14 protein-coding genes and 1 riboswitch are annotated in these 15,379 nt (G+C 37.6%); of the genes, 3 read left to right on the top strand and 11 right to left on the bottom strand.

Features of this window, described 5'->3' with window-relative positions:
- Positions 1–8 precede the first annotated feature (8 nt).
- The 4 genes from GHT08_RS05415 to GHT08_RS05400 all read right to left on the bottom strand — a co-directional run bounded on the left by GHT08_RS05415 (position 9) and on the right by GHT08_RS05400 (position 5,806).
- Complete coding sequence (locus tag GHT08_RS05415; protein ID WP_163580423.1) at positions 9–1,247, bottom strand: aminopeptidase; 1,239 nt, start codon at positions 1,245–1,247, stop codon at positions 9–11.
- Positions 1,247–3,130, bottom strand: a complete 1,884-nt coding sequence (locus tag GHT08_RS05410) for an ABC-F family ATP-binding cassette domain-containing protein (protein WP_163580422.1) — start codon at positions 3,128–3,130, stop codon at positions 1,247–1,249. The genes GHT08_RS05415 and GHT08_RS05410 overlap by 1 nt, the downstream gene beginning before the upstream one ends.
- Positions 3,131–3,825: 695 nt before the next feature.
- Positions 3,826–5,268 carry a cardiolipin synthase gene (gene cls, locus GHT08_RS05405; protein ID WP_163580421.1) on the bottom strand — a complete coding sequence of 481 codons (1,443 nt, stop codon included), beginning with the start codon at positions 5,266–5,268 and terminating at the stop codon, positions 3,826–3,828.
- An 82-nt stretch (positions 5,269–5,350) separates the two neighbouring features.
- Positions 5,351–5,806, bottom strand: coding sequence for an Hsp20/alpha crystallin family protein (locus tag GHT08_RS05400; RefSeq protein WP_163580420.1), 456 nt, complete (start codon positions 5,804–5,806; stop codon positions 5,351–5,353).
- Positions 5,807–5,960: 154 nt separating this feature from the next.
- A riboswitch (SAM riboswitch) is annotated at positions 5,961–6,072 on the top strand.
- Between the two features lie 76 nt (positions 6,073–6,148).
- Between GHT08_RS05400 and GHT08_RS05395 the strand changes: the two genes are divergently transcribed.
- The 3 genes from GHT08_RS05395 (at position 6,149) to GHT08_RS05385 (ending at position 9,925) form a co-directional block, all read left to right on the top strand.
- Positions 6,149–7,819 (top strand): PLP-dependent aspartate aminotransferase family protein, encoded by a 1,671-nt coding sequence (locus GHT08_RS05395; RefSeq protein WP_163580419.1) that lies wholly within the window; start codon positions 6,149–6,151, stop codon positions 7,817–7,819.
- A gap of 606 nt (positions 7,820–8,425) precedes the next feature.
- Complete coding sequence (locus GHT08_RS05390; protein WP_163580418.1) at positions 8,426–9,310, top strand: SGNH/GDSL hydrolase family protein; 885 nt, start codon at positions 8,426–8,428, stop codon at positions 9,308–9,310.
- 12 nt (positions 9,311–9,322) lie between these two features.
- Positions 9,323–9,925, top strand: a complete 603-nt coding sequence (locus tag GHT08_RS05385) for a YpmS family protein (protein WP_163580417.1) — start codon at positions 9,323–9,325, stop codon at positions 9,923–9,925.
- Between the two features lie 38 nt (positions 9,926–9,963).
- Here GHT08_RS05385 and GHT08_RS05380 read toward each other — a convergent pair whose 3' ends face one another.
- The 7 genes from GHT08_RS05380 to GHT08_RS05350 form a co-directional block, all read right to left on the bottom strand.
- Positions 9,964–10,602, bottom strand: coding sequence for a response regulator (locus GHT08_RS05380; RefSeq protein WP_163580416.1), 639 nt, complete (start codon positions 10,600–10,602; stop codon positions 9,964–9,966).
- Positions 10,599–11,636, bottom strand: coding sequence for a sensor histidine kinase (locus GHT08_RS05375; protein ID WP_163580415.1), 1,038 nt, complete (start codon positions 11,634–11,636; stop codon positions 10,599–10,601). The genes GHT08_RS05380 and GHT08_RS05375 overlap by 4 nt, the downstream gene beginning before the upstream one ends.
- Positions 11,633–12,352 carry a cell wall-active antibiotics response protein LiaF gene (liaF, locus tag GHT08_RS05370; protein WP_163580414.1) on the bottom strand — a complete coding sequence of 240 codons (720 nt, stop codon included), beginning with the start codon at positions 12,350–12,352 and terminating at the stop codon, positions 11,633–11,635. Before liaF ends, GHT08_RS05375 begins: the two co-directional genes overlap by 4 nt.
- Positions 12,353–12,493: 141 nt before the next feature.
- On the bottom strand, positions 12,494–13,123 hold the full coding sequence (locus tag GHT08_RS05365) for a PspA/IM30 family protein (RefSeq protein WP_163580413.1): 630 nt from the start codon (positions 13,121–13,123) through the stop codon (positions 12,494–12,496).
- 23 nt (positions 13,124–13,146) lie between these two features.
- Positions 13,147–13,455, bottom strand: a complete 309-nt coding sequence (locus GHT08_RS05360) for a lmo0954 family membrane protein (protein ID WP_018933472.1) — start codon at positions 13,453–13,455, stop codon at positions 13,147–13,149.
- Positions 13,456–13,714: 259 nt separating this feature from the next.
- Positions 13,715–14,308 (bottom strand): DUF3889 domain-containing protein, encoded by a 594-nt coding sequence (locus tag GHT08_RS05355; protein WP_163580412.1) that lies wholly within the window; start codon positions 14,306–14,308, stop codon positions 13,715–13,717.
- A 344-nt stretch (positions 14,309–14,652) separates the two neighbouring features.
- Complete coding sequence (locus tag GHT08_RS05350) at positions 14,653–15,222, bottom strand: hypothetical protein (RefSeq protein WP_163580411.1); 570 nt, start codon at positions 15,220–15,222, stop codon at positions 14,653–14,655.
- Positions 15,223–15,379: the final 157 nt, after the last annotated feature.

Raw genomic sequence — 15,379 nt, 5'->3', positions numbered from 1 at the left:
TTCCTATATTAATCAAAATCAATGGCCCATGCACCTTGACGGAATACCGGTTCTTTTTCTCCGTCTGCCGTTTCTCCATCGATATCTAAGTCTGCCGATCCGATCATGAAATCAACATGTGTCAGACTATCATTTACACCATGTTTGTCCAGCTCTTCCTCATTCATATCAGAGCCGCCTTCAAGGTTTGTTGGATATGCTTTTCCTAATGCAATATGACAAGAAGCATTTTCATCATACAAAGTGTTATAGAAAATTAAACCTGATTGTGATATCGGAGATGCATGTGGTACTAATGCTAATTCTCCAAGTCGTGTTGCTCCTTCATCTGTCTCCAATAAATGCTTTAATGTGTCATATCCTTGTTCTGCTTCAAAGTCGACTACTTTGCCATCTTTAAACGTTAAACTGAAGCCATCAATCATATTACCACCATATACAAGTGGTTTTGTTGCAGTTACTTTACCATCTACTTTGTATTTATGTGGCATTGTAAAGACTTCTTCTGTCGGCATATTCGGGTTGAAATTATTACCATTTGGTAATTTCGCAGATCCACCCTTCCAAATATGACCTTCTGGTAGTTCAAAGCGAATATCTGTACCTTCTGATTTAAAAATTAATGCTTTATAAGATTTTTTATTTAAGTATTCTCGAGCTTGTTTTAATGTACGATTATGTTCATCCCATGCAGCGACAGGATCTTCCTGATCAACACGAACGATTTTAAAAATCTCTTCCCATAAGCTTTCGATTGCATCTTCTTTAGATTTATCTGGGAAGATTTTTTGTGCCCAATCACCTGTTGGAATGGAAATGATCGACCACGGAATTCGGTCATTCATCGTATATTGACGAAATTCCTTCATCGCTTGTCCACTTGCTTTGTTTGCTTTTGCAACTTTCGCAGAATCGATATTTTTCAGTAAATCCGGATTAGTCGAGCGGATCGATAATAGCGCCGCACCATCTTCAGCAAAATCTAAATGCTTCGCTACTTGCCATTCTGGTATATTTGTTAATACCTCTTCTGATGCATAGTTAAATTTCAAATAGGTAAGCTCATCATCTGACCAATTAATATGGACATTTTTAGCACCCATTTCATATGCCTTATGGGCAACAATTCTCGTAAAATCTGCTCCTTCAATGGAAGAATTGATCACTAGTGCTTGTCCTTCTTGTAAGTTCACACCTGTTTTTAATGCGAGTTCTGCGTATTTTTCCTGTAGTTGTTTGTCTGCCATTATGATTCCTCCTTCAGTTCTTCTATTAAAAGGGATAGTTCTTCCCATCTTTCCATTTTTTCTTCTAGTTGTTGCTCGATTTCACTTTGTTTATTGTATAGTGGTTGAATTTTGCCTATATCACTACCTGCTTCGGCAATTTCTGTAGCGATTTGCTCAAGTTCTGTTTCCAATTCAGTTATTTCATCTTCAATTGTATCCCACTCTTTTTGTTCATGATAGGATAGCTTTTTCTTTTTTCGTTTCGGTTTATGCTTGGATGTCGCTTTGTTTTGCTTATCCTCTGATTCTTTTTGCTGTTCACGGAATTCAGAATAATTGCCATAAAAAAAGGTTAAAGTTTCATTTTCAGTAAAGGCAATAATCTGTTCAACGGTTTTATCCAGAAAGTAGCGATCATGAGATACTGTGATTACGACACCAGGAAATTGATCTAAATAGTCTTCAAGTATCGCGAGTGTTTCGGTATCTAAGTCATTAGTTGGCTCATCGAGAAATAATACGTTTGGTTCGCGCATTAATACGGTTAATAAATATAATCTGCGGCGTTCCCCACCTGATAACTTCTTAACATATGTCCATTGTTGTGATCTTGGAAATAAAAATCGTTCCAGCATTTGTTCAGCGGTAATAACACTGCCATCTATGGTATGGACAACCTCTGCTACGTCGCGGACAAGGTCAATTACTTTGACACTATCATCTAATCGCGGATGATCCTGGGTATAATAACCGATTTTCACGGTTTCTCCGATATCGATTGTGCCTGTATCCGGCTCGACACGGCCAGCTAAAATATTCAGTAATGTCGTTTTTCCACTACCATTAGCACCAACTATCCCTAGTCTGTCACCAGGCTTAATTAGAAAATTAAAATCTTTAAACAAGGTTTTTCCATCATATGATTTACCTAGATTTTTAACTTCCATAACTTTTTTTCCAAGGCGAGTGGATCCGACTTGAAACGATAGATCCTGTTTTTTTGTGTCGAAGGTTTTCTCTTTCATCTCTTCTACACGATCAATCCTTGCTTTTTGTTTCGTTGTTCTGGCCTTCACACCTGCTTTGAGCCAGGCAATTTCTTTTTTCAGAATATTTTTATGCTTTTGTTCTGCTTGTATTTCTTGTTCTTCTCGTATAGCTTTTTGTTCTAAGAAAGTTTGATAATTGCCTTCATATGTATATAAGTTACCCTTATCCAACTCAAAAATACGGTTGGTAATTCGGTTAAGAAAATAACGATCGTGTGTAACAAGCAAAATAGCTCCCTGATAAGTTGGTAAATATTCCTCAAGCCATTCGATTGTATCGTTGTCGAGATGGTTGGTTGGCTCATCAAGTATTAGTAAATCTGCTGGTTGAATTAAAGCTTTGGCTATTGCTACACGTTTACGTTGACCGCCAGAAAGATTTTCGGTTTTTTGGTCAAACGCCGGAACTCCTAATTTGGTTAGGATTGTTTTAGCAACGGTCATGGCGTCCCATGCCTCGATTTGATCCATTTTTTCCTGCATTTTTAAAAGTTGATTTTGCATGGTTACATTTTCAGGATCTCTCTCCAAAGCTAATACGGCTGATTCGTATTGTCGTAAAGTGACCATCATTTCAGCATCACCGTAATATATTTGATTTAGCACCGTGTCCCCGTCCGTTAATTGTGGATCTTGATCTAGGTATTCTATTCGGTAATCGTTTGGATGATCGATCACGCCAGATTCTGCCTGATCGATACCTGCTAATACTTTTAGCAAGGTGGATTTCCCTGTACCATTAACTCCAATCAAACCGATACGATCGCTGTCTGTAATCGAAAACGATATCTCGTCAAACAATACTTTCTCACCATACGTTTTGACTAGATCCTCTACTTTAATCGTGCGCATTGTATCTATCCTTTCTAGTTAAGAAAAACTAAGCAAAACCTCCACGTTCCTTTACGTTCACCTGATTCCTAGTCGATATAAACTGCGAAGTAATGTGGTAATTAGATGTGCGGTCACCTAAGAGATAATTTTGAAATATATCGTGATGATACCTACCACTCCGGCTGCCCACTTCCCTTTCCGTGGGGTTTGCCCTTCAGCTAACTTTTTCGAGCAAAAACCGCTCGAAAAAGTTAGCTGAAGGGCAAACCATTCCCACAGGAGTGAAAGTGGGCGGCCTTCGTTAAGATATGCTCCACAACGCTTATCCGAAATCAGCTAGTCGATTTCTCCACCATATGTAGCGTAGGGTACGACTATGCTAAAGAGGCATTCACACCCAATTAGTACTGTAATAAAACAGAAAATTTTAGTTCCATGAGTTCATTTCTTTCTATAATTAGAGAACAAAAATAGCGTAGGCAGAATACGGAGACTCCTGTGGGACAGCGAGAGCTGAAGATCCACTTGGTGAAGTGCCTTTCTTCACCAAGTTAGCTGAAGCCGAGCCCACGGAAAGCGCAGTATTCTGCCGGAGCGGTTTGCATGCACTCTCTAAGTCAAGAATGATGGTAGTGAGCAATTCCTTGTCCTCGTGACTGCGCAGTTTATGTTTTTTTGTACAGCAAATTGATTCTGTTTCTTTGTCCGAATTTCTACAAAATCGGTGAAATCAATCTTGAAATAGACTCTTTAAAACGAATCCATAAGGAACGTTGTTGATAGAGAGAATATGTAAGATTGGTTACGTGCTCCATATCTTTTTCAAATTCATCAACTAGCATTTCTGCCATCGTTTCATTATATAAAAAAGCATTTACTTCGAAGTTAAGACGAAAACTTCGCACATCAATATTTGCCGTTCCAATCGATGCTATTTTGCTATCGACTACTATCATTTTAGCATGCAGGAAACCTTTTTGATAAATATAAACGGTTGCTCCGGCTTTTAACATTTCCCCGATATAGGAATAGGTTGCCCAGTAAACAAAGGGGTGATCCGGTTTGTTCGGGATCATTATCCGAACGTCCACACCTGACAGACAGGCAATCTTCAAAGCATCCAACAGGCTTTCATCTGGGATAAAATAAGGCGTTTGTATAAAAATATAATCTTTTGCTGACATAATCATTTTTATATAACCATGTTTTATCTGTTCCCATTCGGAGTCCGGACCACTTGAAACAATTTGCATGCCGACATTACCAGCAGGGACAGGTATATAATAACGTTCATTATATTCAATATCATGACGGGATGCCTGATTCCAGTCCAGAATAAACCGTGTTTGCAAATGCTTCACCGCGCTACCGGTAATGCGCAAATGCGTATCGCGCCAATATCCAAATCGCTTATCTTTCCCTAGATATTCATCACCAATATTAAAACCACCTATATAGCCGACTTTGCCATCAATAATAACCAGTTTACGGTGGTTACGGTGATTGATCTTTAAATTAACTTTCGGAATCAATGGTGGGAAAAATCCTTCAACCTCTGCCCCCGCATGCCGCATTTTTCGAATTAACTTTCTGCTTAACATCCGGGAACCTAAATCGTCATATAAAAAACGGACTTCGACTCCTTCTTTTGCTTTTTTTATCAACGCATCTGCTAAGCGTGAACCGAGATGATCAGATCTAACTATGTAATACAGTAAATGAATATGATCGGTCGCATTTTCGATATCTTCCAATAAAGAATTAAACTTTCGATTGCCATCGGTAAATATGTTAACTTCGTTATCCTGTGAAAAGATGGCATCATTATTACGTAAATGCAAGTAAAATAAATCTTTATATTGATACATCCTAGGATCATTAATAAAGAAATCTCCATTTTCAATGTCTCGCAATTGATGCTGTACAGCAGTTTTGACACCTAGCTTGCTTTTTGTATCCCATGTAAAAATCGTTTTATTACTTAATTTCCGACCAAAAATAAGATATAAAATAAAACCAAAAATTGGGATGAACGTCAAGACCATAATCCATGCCCATGTAGCAGTAGCATTTTTGCGCTCTAAAAAGATAATGGTTAAAGATAAAAGAATATTAAAAATTAAGATAAAACTAACGACCAGTTGTGTAATCTCCACATGAAGCCCTCCCTTCCCTTGACACCTTACACACTATAAATATAGCACAATTATGACCAAGCTAATAGCAATCGCTATCAGCTTAGTCGATCGTAATCGAATCATTGTCTTTTTTCGTTTTAGGACCTCTAATTTCTAACACTCCATTTTGGAAACTTGCTTTGGCTGTCCTTTTATCAACTGCATACGGCAATGTAATAGTGCGTTCGTTACGATGCTGTCTTCTTTCCTTATGATAATAATGATATGATTCATCATACTGTTCGGTTTCCTCATGATGATCTATCATTACTGTAATTTGATTACCTACTATACGCAGTTGTATTTGATCTTTTTGAAGCCCCGGCAAATCGACACTAACGATCCACTCTTGCTCTGTTTCAGCAACATCCACAGGAATTTGTTTCGGTACTTTTGCTTGTTCAAAAAAACTATCGATTGTTTCCATCACATTGCGTGTCGGTTTTTCGTAAAGAAACGCATCTAATTTCTTAATGAAGTCTTCTCCCCACTCTGGTATTCCACCTTTTTGTGCCATTTTGCTCACTCCTTTCTAATAAAATTCCCACTTTATTTTATGCATCAAAGTGACAAATGATCCTGTCGTTAATTTTTATTAATATTCTGATTTTTTATTGACGGTTTCCAATATATAACTTATAATAAGTACAATCGAATTGTATAAGTAATAACTCTTATCTAGAGCGGCAGAGGGAATAGGCCCTATGAAGCCCGGCAACCGTCAGTTTGAACATCAAATTGAAAAGGTGCTAAATCCTACAGGTTTAACCTGAAAGATAAGAGGAGGACAACTAGTATTTTCAACCTCTTCTTACCTTTTGTTAAGAAGAGGTTTTTTATTTTATAAGGAGGGTACATAATGACAAATTCGTTCCAATTTCCAGGTAGTGAAACCAATCTATTACACGGAGGACAACAAGTAGACCCTGCAACAAATGCTCGTGCTGTTCCAATCTATCAAACTACGTCTTACGTATTTAACGATACGGAACATGCACAGAATTTATTTGCTTTAGCAGAAATGGGCAATATTTATTCTCGGATTATGAATCCAACAGTTGATGCGTTCGAACAACGTATTGCCCTGTTAGAAGATGGCGTAGCAGCAGTCGGTACAGCATCTGGTGCATCTGCTATTACGTTAGCTATTTTAAACCTTGCAAATGCAGGGGATGAAATTATTGCAGATAGTAATTTATACGGTGGTACTTTTAATTTGTTTAACAAAACATTGCCTAAATACGGTATTGACGTGAAATTTGTAGACGGAACAGATCCAGAAAATTTCCGAAATGCGATTACACCTAAAACAAAAGCAATTTTTGGTGAAGTAATTACAAACCCTAGTTTGAATATATTTGATATTGAATCTGTTGCTGAAATCGCGCATGAACAAGGTGTACCATTAATTATTGATAATACTTTCGCAACGCCATATGTATGTAAGCCCATTAGTTGGGGGGCTGATATCGTAGTACACTCCGCAACTAAATGGATTGGCGGCCATGGAACATCGATCGGTGGTATTGTCGTAGATAGCGGCAGATTCAATTGGAATAATGAACGATTCCCTGGCTTCACTGAACCTGATGAAACATATCACGGTATACGTTTTGGAATTGATATTGGACCACCTGCATTTGCCATTAAATTGCGGGTACAATTATTACGAGATATCGGTCCATCTTTAAGTCCACAAAATGCATTTTATTTCTTACAAGGACTAGAGACGTTACATTTACGTATTGAGCGTCATAGTGAGAACACGAAGGCTGTTGCAAATTACTTAGAAAACCATCCGCAAGTTGAATGGGTATCTTATCCTGGTCTTGAAAATCATCCGTCTCACCAATTAGCAAAAAAATATTTGTGTAACCATTTCGGCTCTATTATCGTCTTTGGTATAAAGGGTGGTAGAGAAGCAGGTCGTCAAGTGATAGATAATATTAATCTATGGTCTCATGTGGCCAATGTTGGTGACGCTAAATCATTAATAATTCATCCTGCATCTACTACACACCAGCAGTTAAATGATGAAGAATTAGAGTCTTCCGGTGTTAAAGAAGAATTAATTCGTTTATCTGTCGGAATTGAAACGGCAGATGATATCATTGCAGACCTGGATCAGGCAATTGCAAAAGCAACAAATAGTGAACCGACGATCGAGCCAAATACAGAGAAAGCCATTGCATGGGCTCTTTCATCTCCATTAGCTCGAGAGAATGGCGATATCCGTCCGAAAACAATTGCGGTAGCAGGTGATAGCGAAGATTCAGAGGCACTAACTAAATTGAATAAATTAGGTTATCAAATTGTTTCTGCAAATACTGCAGAGGGTGAAATCGATATTTTATTTGTCACCGATAGTAAGGAAGCAGCAACTGCATATACTGATCAAGCAAAAATTGTCTGGTTTGCCAAAGAGCAAACAGATAAGGAAACGAAAACTAAGGCGGAAGCAAACGGACAAATTATCGTTGAAGATAAATGTCCGTTCCAAGAAGCAGATCGCTTACGCCGAGGAGAATAACTTTCTCCCTGAACATCGTTATTTATCTCCCCAAGATAAATATAAATACATAAGACCGCAGACCTTTTATATGGCTTGCGGTCTTATTCTATTTACAGCACATTTTCCTATTTACCATAAAATCTTTAGTGTGATACAATACATACCATTATATAAAACAAGCATTTTCAGCCCATGAACTGCATATCCTGTAACACATAACCAAAGATTAATTGTCGAGCTCTGCTCTAATTATTTGATTCGAAATAGATACATACTGCGAACCAGTGATCATTTATCTAGGTGCCTAACATTTACGAAGCGGACATTAAGTACGTTATTTGACTGAAAATCACCTATTTTTCAATGTTACCGGACATTGAATCCCTTATTTGGTTCATTTCGGCTTCCATTAGTTCTATTTTCGATGAATAACGGAATAGATGTCCGCGACTACTCTAAAAACGGCACTATTGTCACAAATAGTGGAACAAAGTCCGCGCTCTGCCCAAAATTCACTTGGAAGTCCACTTTATTTCGCGGTTTGTGTTATATTTAGATTTTCTGTTAACAAATATAAAAGACGGGTATAATCAAGAAAGAGACTTTTTATTGTAGGTGTTAATAATGAGCAAAAAGGTGTTCATTTTTCTTATGATGTTTATTTTCGTTGCTGGAATCGCTATCTTTCTATTGCTTTTCCAAACGAATAATAATAAACCAAATGAATCTATTTCACAACCTAGTGAAGAAACAGCAGAAGAGACGACAGAACAAGAAACAAGTGAAGAGGAAGAAGAAGAAGAATCACTTAGCCAAAACGTACGCAACGCAGTAAGAGAGGCACTTAGCTTTTTTCAAAAAGATACACATATTACTGCAATTGGCGATTCCTTAACCCAAGGGGTTGGCGATGAAACAGGCAATGGTGGTTATATTGGTATTTTAGATGAACGATTGGACGAACAAGATATCGATGTTACATTTGATAACTTTGGCAAACGTGGTAATCGTACAGATCATTTGTTAAAAAGACTACAGGAGAATCCTGAGATTAACGAATCTTTAGCAAAAGCAGATATGGTTCTTATTACAATTGGCGCAAATGATATTATGCAAATTATGAAAGATAATTTTATGAATCTAACAGAAGAACCTTTCAGCGAAGGACGCGGACCATATGGTGAGCGCTTATCAGAAATATTAGATCACATTATATCAGTACAACCAGAAGCTGAGATTTACCTGTTAGGCTTTTTCAACCCTTTCGAGAGATATTTTGGTGATATTGAAGCCCTAAATCAGATTTTGACACGTTGGAATAATGAAAGTTTACAAGTTACCAATCAATATGAACAGGTTCATTATATTCCCATGCAGGATATCTATCAATACGAGAGAGAGAATGTATTTTCAGATGATAATTTCCATCCGAATCATAAAGGATACCAATTGATGGCAGAACGAGTCATTACTTATTTAGAAAATGATTTACAAGAAGCCCAAAACTAAAGGATGACATGAATGAAAGACAAAATAACTAATTGGAAAAAATTATTTATTACTTTAGCTTCAGTTAATCTTGCTCTTATGGTGGGAATTGTCCTTTTCATTTTCTGGCCAGCGCCTGGTGCGGAACCACCAGAAAAAATTTTTCTTGAGGAGGAAGCGGGGGCAGAATTTACCATCCGCTCCAGCAAAGATAACTTGAATGAGCTTGTCAACGCTTATATCGCGAAATTACCGAAGCTGGATAATATTCAATATTCACTTCGGCTAGATGAAGAAGTCCATTTGATGGGGAGTGTGGAAGCTTTTTCAACAGAAGTGCCCGTCAACATTTCGTTTGAACCGATTGTACAAGAAAATGGAGACGTTATTCTTCAATCAACCGGTATGTCACTGGGATTATTACGATTACCACAAGATCGTATCTTGCAATATGTCAGCAGTCGCGTGACAACGCCCGAATGGATAACAATCAATCCAAAGGAAGAACATATTTATATTGCTTTAACTCAGATGGAATTAAAAAGTAATTTCCGTGTACGGGCACAGCAAATTGATTTAATCAATGATAATATTTCTTTCCGTATTAAAGTACCAAATGACACTTTGGGATTATGAAGAGGCAGGGCAAAGTTTCCCACCTTTTTGGTCACCTTCTATTCATTTTCTATTAATCCGTTTTGATAGGCATAGACCGCTGCCTGTGTACGATCTTGTACTTCAAGCTTGCTTAAAATATTACTGACGTGGACTTTGGTGGTTTTGAGCGCAATAAAAAGGGCATCAGCAATTTCCTGGTTGGTCTTACCTTGGGCGATCAATAATAAGATTTCCAGTTCTCTTTTAGTTAAGCTGTCATGTAAGCTTTTCGACTTTCGATTACTAAATTTCGCCATCATTTTAGCTGTCACTTCTTTTTCAAGAACTGATTCGCCAGCATAGGTATCACGAATGGCTTTGGCAATGACATCTGCCTTGGAAGTCTTTAATAAATAACTTGTCGCACCAGCTTCTAAAGCAGGATAGACTTTATCATCGTCAATAAAACTTGTAACAATTAATATCTTTGCTTCCGGCCATTTAGCGATAATTCTTCGTGTTGCTTCGATGCCGTCCATCCCATCCATGACTAAGTCCATTAAAATCACATCTGGTTTATGTTCCAAGGCCAATTCTACTGCTTTTTGGCCATTATCCGCCTCTGCAATCACATCGATATCATCTTGTGTCATCAAATACGCACTAACACCAATTCGCACCATTTCATGGTCATCGACAAATAATACGCTTATCATTCTTTCTCACCTTCTTCACTGATTAATGGAACACGCACTTCTATTTTGGTCCCCTCATTTGCCAAACTTACGATGTTGAGCCTGGCACCCACTTCTGCTGCTCGTTCATACATATTAGTGAGACCATAAGAACTTTCCCTTTTTTCCTGTACATTAAATCCAATACCGTCATCGACGATTCTTAGTATTAAAAAATCATCGCGTTCAATTAATAAGACGTCAATCGTCGATGCTTTCGCATGTCTTAACGCATTGGAAAGTGCTTCTTGTAAGATTCGGAACAGCTGATCTTCAATTCCTTTGTTCACTTTGATTTCTTCCAAATGCCAGGAAATAGCCATTGGAACCTTGGCATGAAGCTCTTCTAGTAGTTGCTCCATTCCTTCATTTAATGATTTATCTTTTAATAAGACTGGTCGCAAATGTAATAGCAGTGCCCGCATTTCTAATTGTGCCTGTTGTATCATTGCTTCAATTTGGTGTAATTGTTTGGTCTTTGTTTCTTTTTGCCCCTGATTTGATGTGATCACAGCAGAAACAAGCATAGATGCGGCGAAAAGCTCCTGACTGACAGAATCATGCAACTCTCTTGCTAAACGATTACGCTCCTCGGAAATAACTTGATTAATTGTCTCTTCCTGTGCACTTGCTCTTTCATCGATTAATTTCTGGGTTCGTTTCGTTTGATCCTGAATGTATTGCTGGACTTCTTTTAACCGGCTAAGCACATGATTCATTTCTTCATACGATACAGGATCAGAGAAAGTTTGGTTTTTCAGCAATCTTGCTAAACTATTTTCTAAAAATTGAATTCGGCGTTGCCAAATCGCAGCGACAATAATACCGATAATCGAACCGAAAAGGATCGTAATAGTCGGTAACATGACGACAAATGGAATCTCTAGAACTTTTGTCGTCCATAGTAATTGCCAATCATCAATTGGAAATGCTAAATAATAGAATACACTTAAAATGATGAGAAGGAATAAAGCAAACAGAGACCCGGTAGCGATCATTCTTGTATACATTTTCATCCTCTTCTCACCTCAAGCTTTCCGGCAATCATTTGGATAAAGATTTTTACCCTTTGAGGTGATTCATGGTACCCTTTTGTTTGCAGTTGAATATGGCGGTTGAAGGCGTTTTTCTCCTCATGATCAAATGCTTCAATATCACCAAATACAACAGCATGATCGATCGTAACTTCTACATCATACGGTACGACTATAACAATTTTTCCAGCAAGATGGCGAATAACCATAACTGACTCTTCCTTAGGCAGCATCGTATCATTTAAATCAACGACAACATCACCAACTGCTGATTGAATATTAAGGTCTTGCCAGGAGAAACCATTTTGAGTTGTATGGTATTTGCCAAACCATTTATTTTGAATTACACGGTCTTCATATAATGTTTCTTCTGTTATATCAATGTGATTAGGCAATGGCTGCTTTTCTTTTTGTTTCTGTTGATACCAATGCCAAGCGAAATAAAGTATAATAACAAAAATAAAAAAGCGTATCACAAATGTATTAATAACAGCAATAAAAACAATGAATGCGCCACCCCAGAAGAGCGTTTTACCTGTTGTAGTATGAAAGGAACGCCTCCCGAAGTACATGCCGACTGCCCCTAATGCAATAAGAAAAAGGAGGCCAGCATCCATAAAAATAAATTCTACAAGTAAAAATACACAGCCAATGATCAATAAAGTCTTTAATAGATCATTATTTGGTTTAGTTGACATTGGTGCAGACCTCCTTTTTGTACATTTTTAACGGGAAGTAAAAGGTGCAGTATAGACTGCACCTGCTTGTATTACTTCACTAACGGTCACAGAGAATTACTCGACCATGATCGTAGTCCCTCTTTATAGGATAGCATGTTTTTAGTTGTTTGTTGTAGCTTTTTTTTCTAATTCTTGAAAGCGTGCATCTAAAGTATGCAGGCGATAATCTGATTGGACACGCTGTTCAATGCGTTCAATGTAGCTTTCAAGCTCTGCAAATTTCGAAGCACTTTTGGAAACTAATTCAGTTTCCAACACTTTGTTCATCCCTTGTTTCGTACGAGCAACATTTTCTCTGCTGCGTAATTCTAGTCGCTTAACATATAGATCCTTTAATTTCTGTTTCATTTGGACATATTTCGTTTCAAGTGTTTCTAGATCTTTGACTGATTTATCGGACATTTCATTTAAATGGGCAACGCGTGCCTCGAATTGCTCTAATTCTGTTTGTGCCTCCGTTCGTAATTCCGCTTCTTGCATTTCATCTGCTAATTGGACTTGTCGTTTACGCTTTTCAACCATCATTTTGGCGTGGTTTAATTCTTTTGCAATATCCTGTTTTATTTCATATTGTTTCTCCACCAGCCGTTTGATTTTCTTTACTTCCTGCTCACACTCGCGAATGTATTGGTTAACGTGTGCGATTGGATTTTTCTCCTCTTTTCGATCCATAGCCTCGTGTAAATCTGCCATCACCGAATCTTTAATACGTGTAAATAAGTTTGACATATTATATTCCTCCTTAATTTGATTTAAAGCTTGTCCCACTCTAAGTAATCTTGACGTTCTTTTTCTTCCTGATATTTTTTATAACTGTAATACAAAACGACTAAAGCTACTACACCGATTAGTGCCGGTATGTTCGACAGTGACATGGAAACACCGATTAAGATGACTATTCCCCAGCCGACTTTCTTTCCGGTAGTATTCGCTAAGATGAATTGCTTCACACCATAGTAAGCAAGCACCACACTAATCAATAGCATGATCATCGGGCCTAGATTTGCTAGTAAAATGATTGAGGCGATCACCGCTAAACTGATAAGTAGAAATGTTTTCAACTGCGTTCCCTCCTTCCATAACTTAATGATAGCTTGTCTCATCGATTTGGGTAACGGACTGCGGATATATTTTAGACTAAGACCCGAGGCTTATTATTACTAGGACCATGCGTGTCAGCACCACTTTTTGCACATTGATACATTACCGGAGACTAAAACTAAAAACACACGCATCTCGTGAAAAGAGAATGCGTGTGTTTCATTCGGCTAATAGCCAAACAGCGCTGGCAGCAAAATTGGTGTGGTGCCATATACTATTCTATAGTTCTCTAATATCAAATGATATAACGCGTTCTGTTGTCGGGTTATAAATTACTGTTCCTCTGACAGTTATCCGTTCTTGCGTATTTTGTAAAGAATAATCGAAGACTTCTCTCACTCGATTTTGCGATGGCTGTGTTTTTTCAACAAAATTATAATCTGTCACATTATAGTTCGGATAAGCAGTCTGGGTAACTTCTAACAAATACTTTCCCCATTTAACCTGCTCCAATTCAGGTGATGGTTCAAATTGAATGGGCAACACTCCTACAGATGGATTTACACCTAATGCCTCAAATGCCCTGCGATGCAAGTTTAAATTTGTTTCCGGTGCGTTCGGTACTGTATCCACGACCGTCACAATAACTTCTCTAGCATTCTGCGGGTTTCTTACTTTAATCGTTTGACCACATTGATAAGGGGAATTGGTGCTGACAGCTACTGTCATGTATTGATTATAAGACCAAGGAATATTACATTGCGTTACATTCCCGCCTTCTGTCCAAGTCGCCTGCCCATTAATGAAGTTTTGCCGGAAGTCATACGGATACATGTGATATTGCGGGTAGCCGTACTGGTAATATGGGTACATATTCTTTTCCTCCTAAACATTTACTCAAGATATTCTATGAAAAACTGGGCAAATGTTGTGACTGGAAATATTCGATAACAAGCTTATCTGAACCTTTTCATAAGATAACCTGGGCAAACCTCGCTCGAAATAGTGGATCTTCAAGTCAAACAATTCTCACAGGAGTTGAAGTGGGCTAGGATCTAATCTCCACTAAATGTCAGACCTAGCTACTTTGGTTATTTTCATTTGTCATAGTTCAAAATCCTTTTCTTTCACGGGTTATATACTTTCTTTCCTTTTAAACAAAAAAACAAGAGCCTTAGTTCAGACTCTTGAAAAATAAATATATAAAATAATTGCTGTTAACTGTAAATTCTTTTCCATAATGGTATTTTCACATGATAACCACCATGATGCTCTAAATAAACGGGTAAATCACCGTGATAAATTAATTCTAAGGCTTTCCACTCTTTTAAGTCCTGCGGTTTTACCAGACATGCCGGTTTCTCATCAACATAAATCCCTGCCTCTTTCAAGATGGTAACGACAAATTCTGAACAGAAATAAGCGTGCTCGCGTTGCCATTCCAAGTTTAAGAGCACACCAAATAGACCTAACAAATTATAGCGGTATTGATCTGTTTCAGCTTCCATTTTTTCTATCCGTTGCTTTAATGCATAATATGTATCTTCTGATATCGATAATTGATAAATTGCACATTTCGAATGACTAAAAAATGGAGTACGTAAATTTTCTCTGACAAATCCGCCAATCCAAGGATTATATGGATGCTTTCTCCCGAAACTATATACTTCTGTTAAAGAAGAATCGAAAGCAATCGATGCATGATTTAAAGTTGATTTTGTACACAGATTAATCATACGCGATAAAAGCGTCCCAGTATCTGTGAAAAGAAGATAAACTTTTTTCATCTTTGCCCCCTCCTTCCATCTCTATATGATAGTTTGTCTTATCGGTTTGGATAATGGGCTATAGATATATTTTGATGTAAGACTTGAGGCGTATTTTCATCATTTATTTACTTTGATTTTCTTAGGTGGAAAAAAATTCAATACGAACGTATTTTTA

The sequence above is a fragment of the Gracilibacillus saliphilus genome, assembly GCF_010994085.1.
In the GTDB taxonomy this organism is placed as follows: domain Bacteria; phylum Bacillota; class Bacilli; order Bacillales; family Amphibacillaceae; genus Gracilibacillus; species Gracilibacillus lacisalsi.
This window is presented reverse-complemented; position numbering and strand designations above follow the sequence as displayed.

Coding starts and splice junctions, on each gene's coding strand:
- GHT08_RS05390 (WP_163580418.1), top strand. CDS start 8,426: ATGAGCAAAAAGGTGTTCATTTTTCTTATGATGTTTATTTTCGTTGCT.
- GHT08_RS05355 (WP_163580412.1), bottom strand. CDS start 14,308: ATGTACCCATATTACCAGTACGGCTACCCGCAATATCACATGTATCCG.
- GHT08_RS05375 (WP_163580415.1), bottom strand. CDS start 11,636: ATGAAAATGTATACAAGAATGATCGCTACCGGGTCTCTGTTTGCTTTA.
- GHT08_RS05385 (WP_163580417.1), top strand. CDS start 9,323: ATGAAAGACAAAATAACTAATTGGAAAAAATTATTTATTACTTTAGCT.
- GHT08_RS05365 (WP_163580413.1), bottom strand. CDS start 13,123: ATGTCAAACTTATTTACACGTATTAAAGATTCGGTGATGGCAGATTTA.
- liaF (WP_163580414.1), bottom strand. CDS start 12,352: ATGTCAACTAAACCAAATAATGATCTATTAAAGACTTTATTGATCATT.
- GHT08_RS05400 (WP_163580420.1), bottom strand. CDS start 5,806: ATGGCACAAAAAGGTGGAATACCAGAGTGGGGAGAAGACTTCATTAAG.
- GHT08_RS05350 (WP_163580411.1), bottom strand. CDS start 15,222: ATGAAAAAAGTTTATCTTCTTTTCACAGATACTGGGACGCTTTTATCG.
- GHT08_RS05410 (WP_163580422.1), bottom strand. CDS start 3,130: ATGCGCACGATTAAAGTAGAGGATCTAGTCAAAACGTATGGTGAGAAA.
- GHT08_RS05415 (WP_163580423.1), bottom strand. CDS start 1,247: ATGGCAGACAAACAACTACAGGAAAAATACGCAGAACTCGCATTAAAA.
- GHT08_RS05395 (WP_163580419.1), top strand. CDS start 6,149: ATGACAAATTCGTTCCAATTTCCAGGTAGTGAAACCAATCTATTACAC.
- GHT08_RS05380 (WP_163580416.1), bottom strand. CDS start 10,602: ATGATAAGCGTATTATTTGTCGATGACCATGAAATGGTGCGAATTGGT.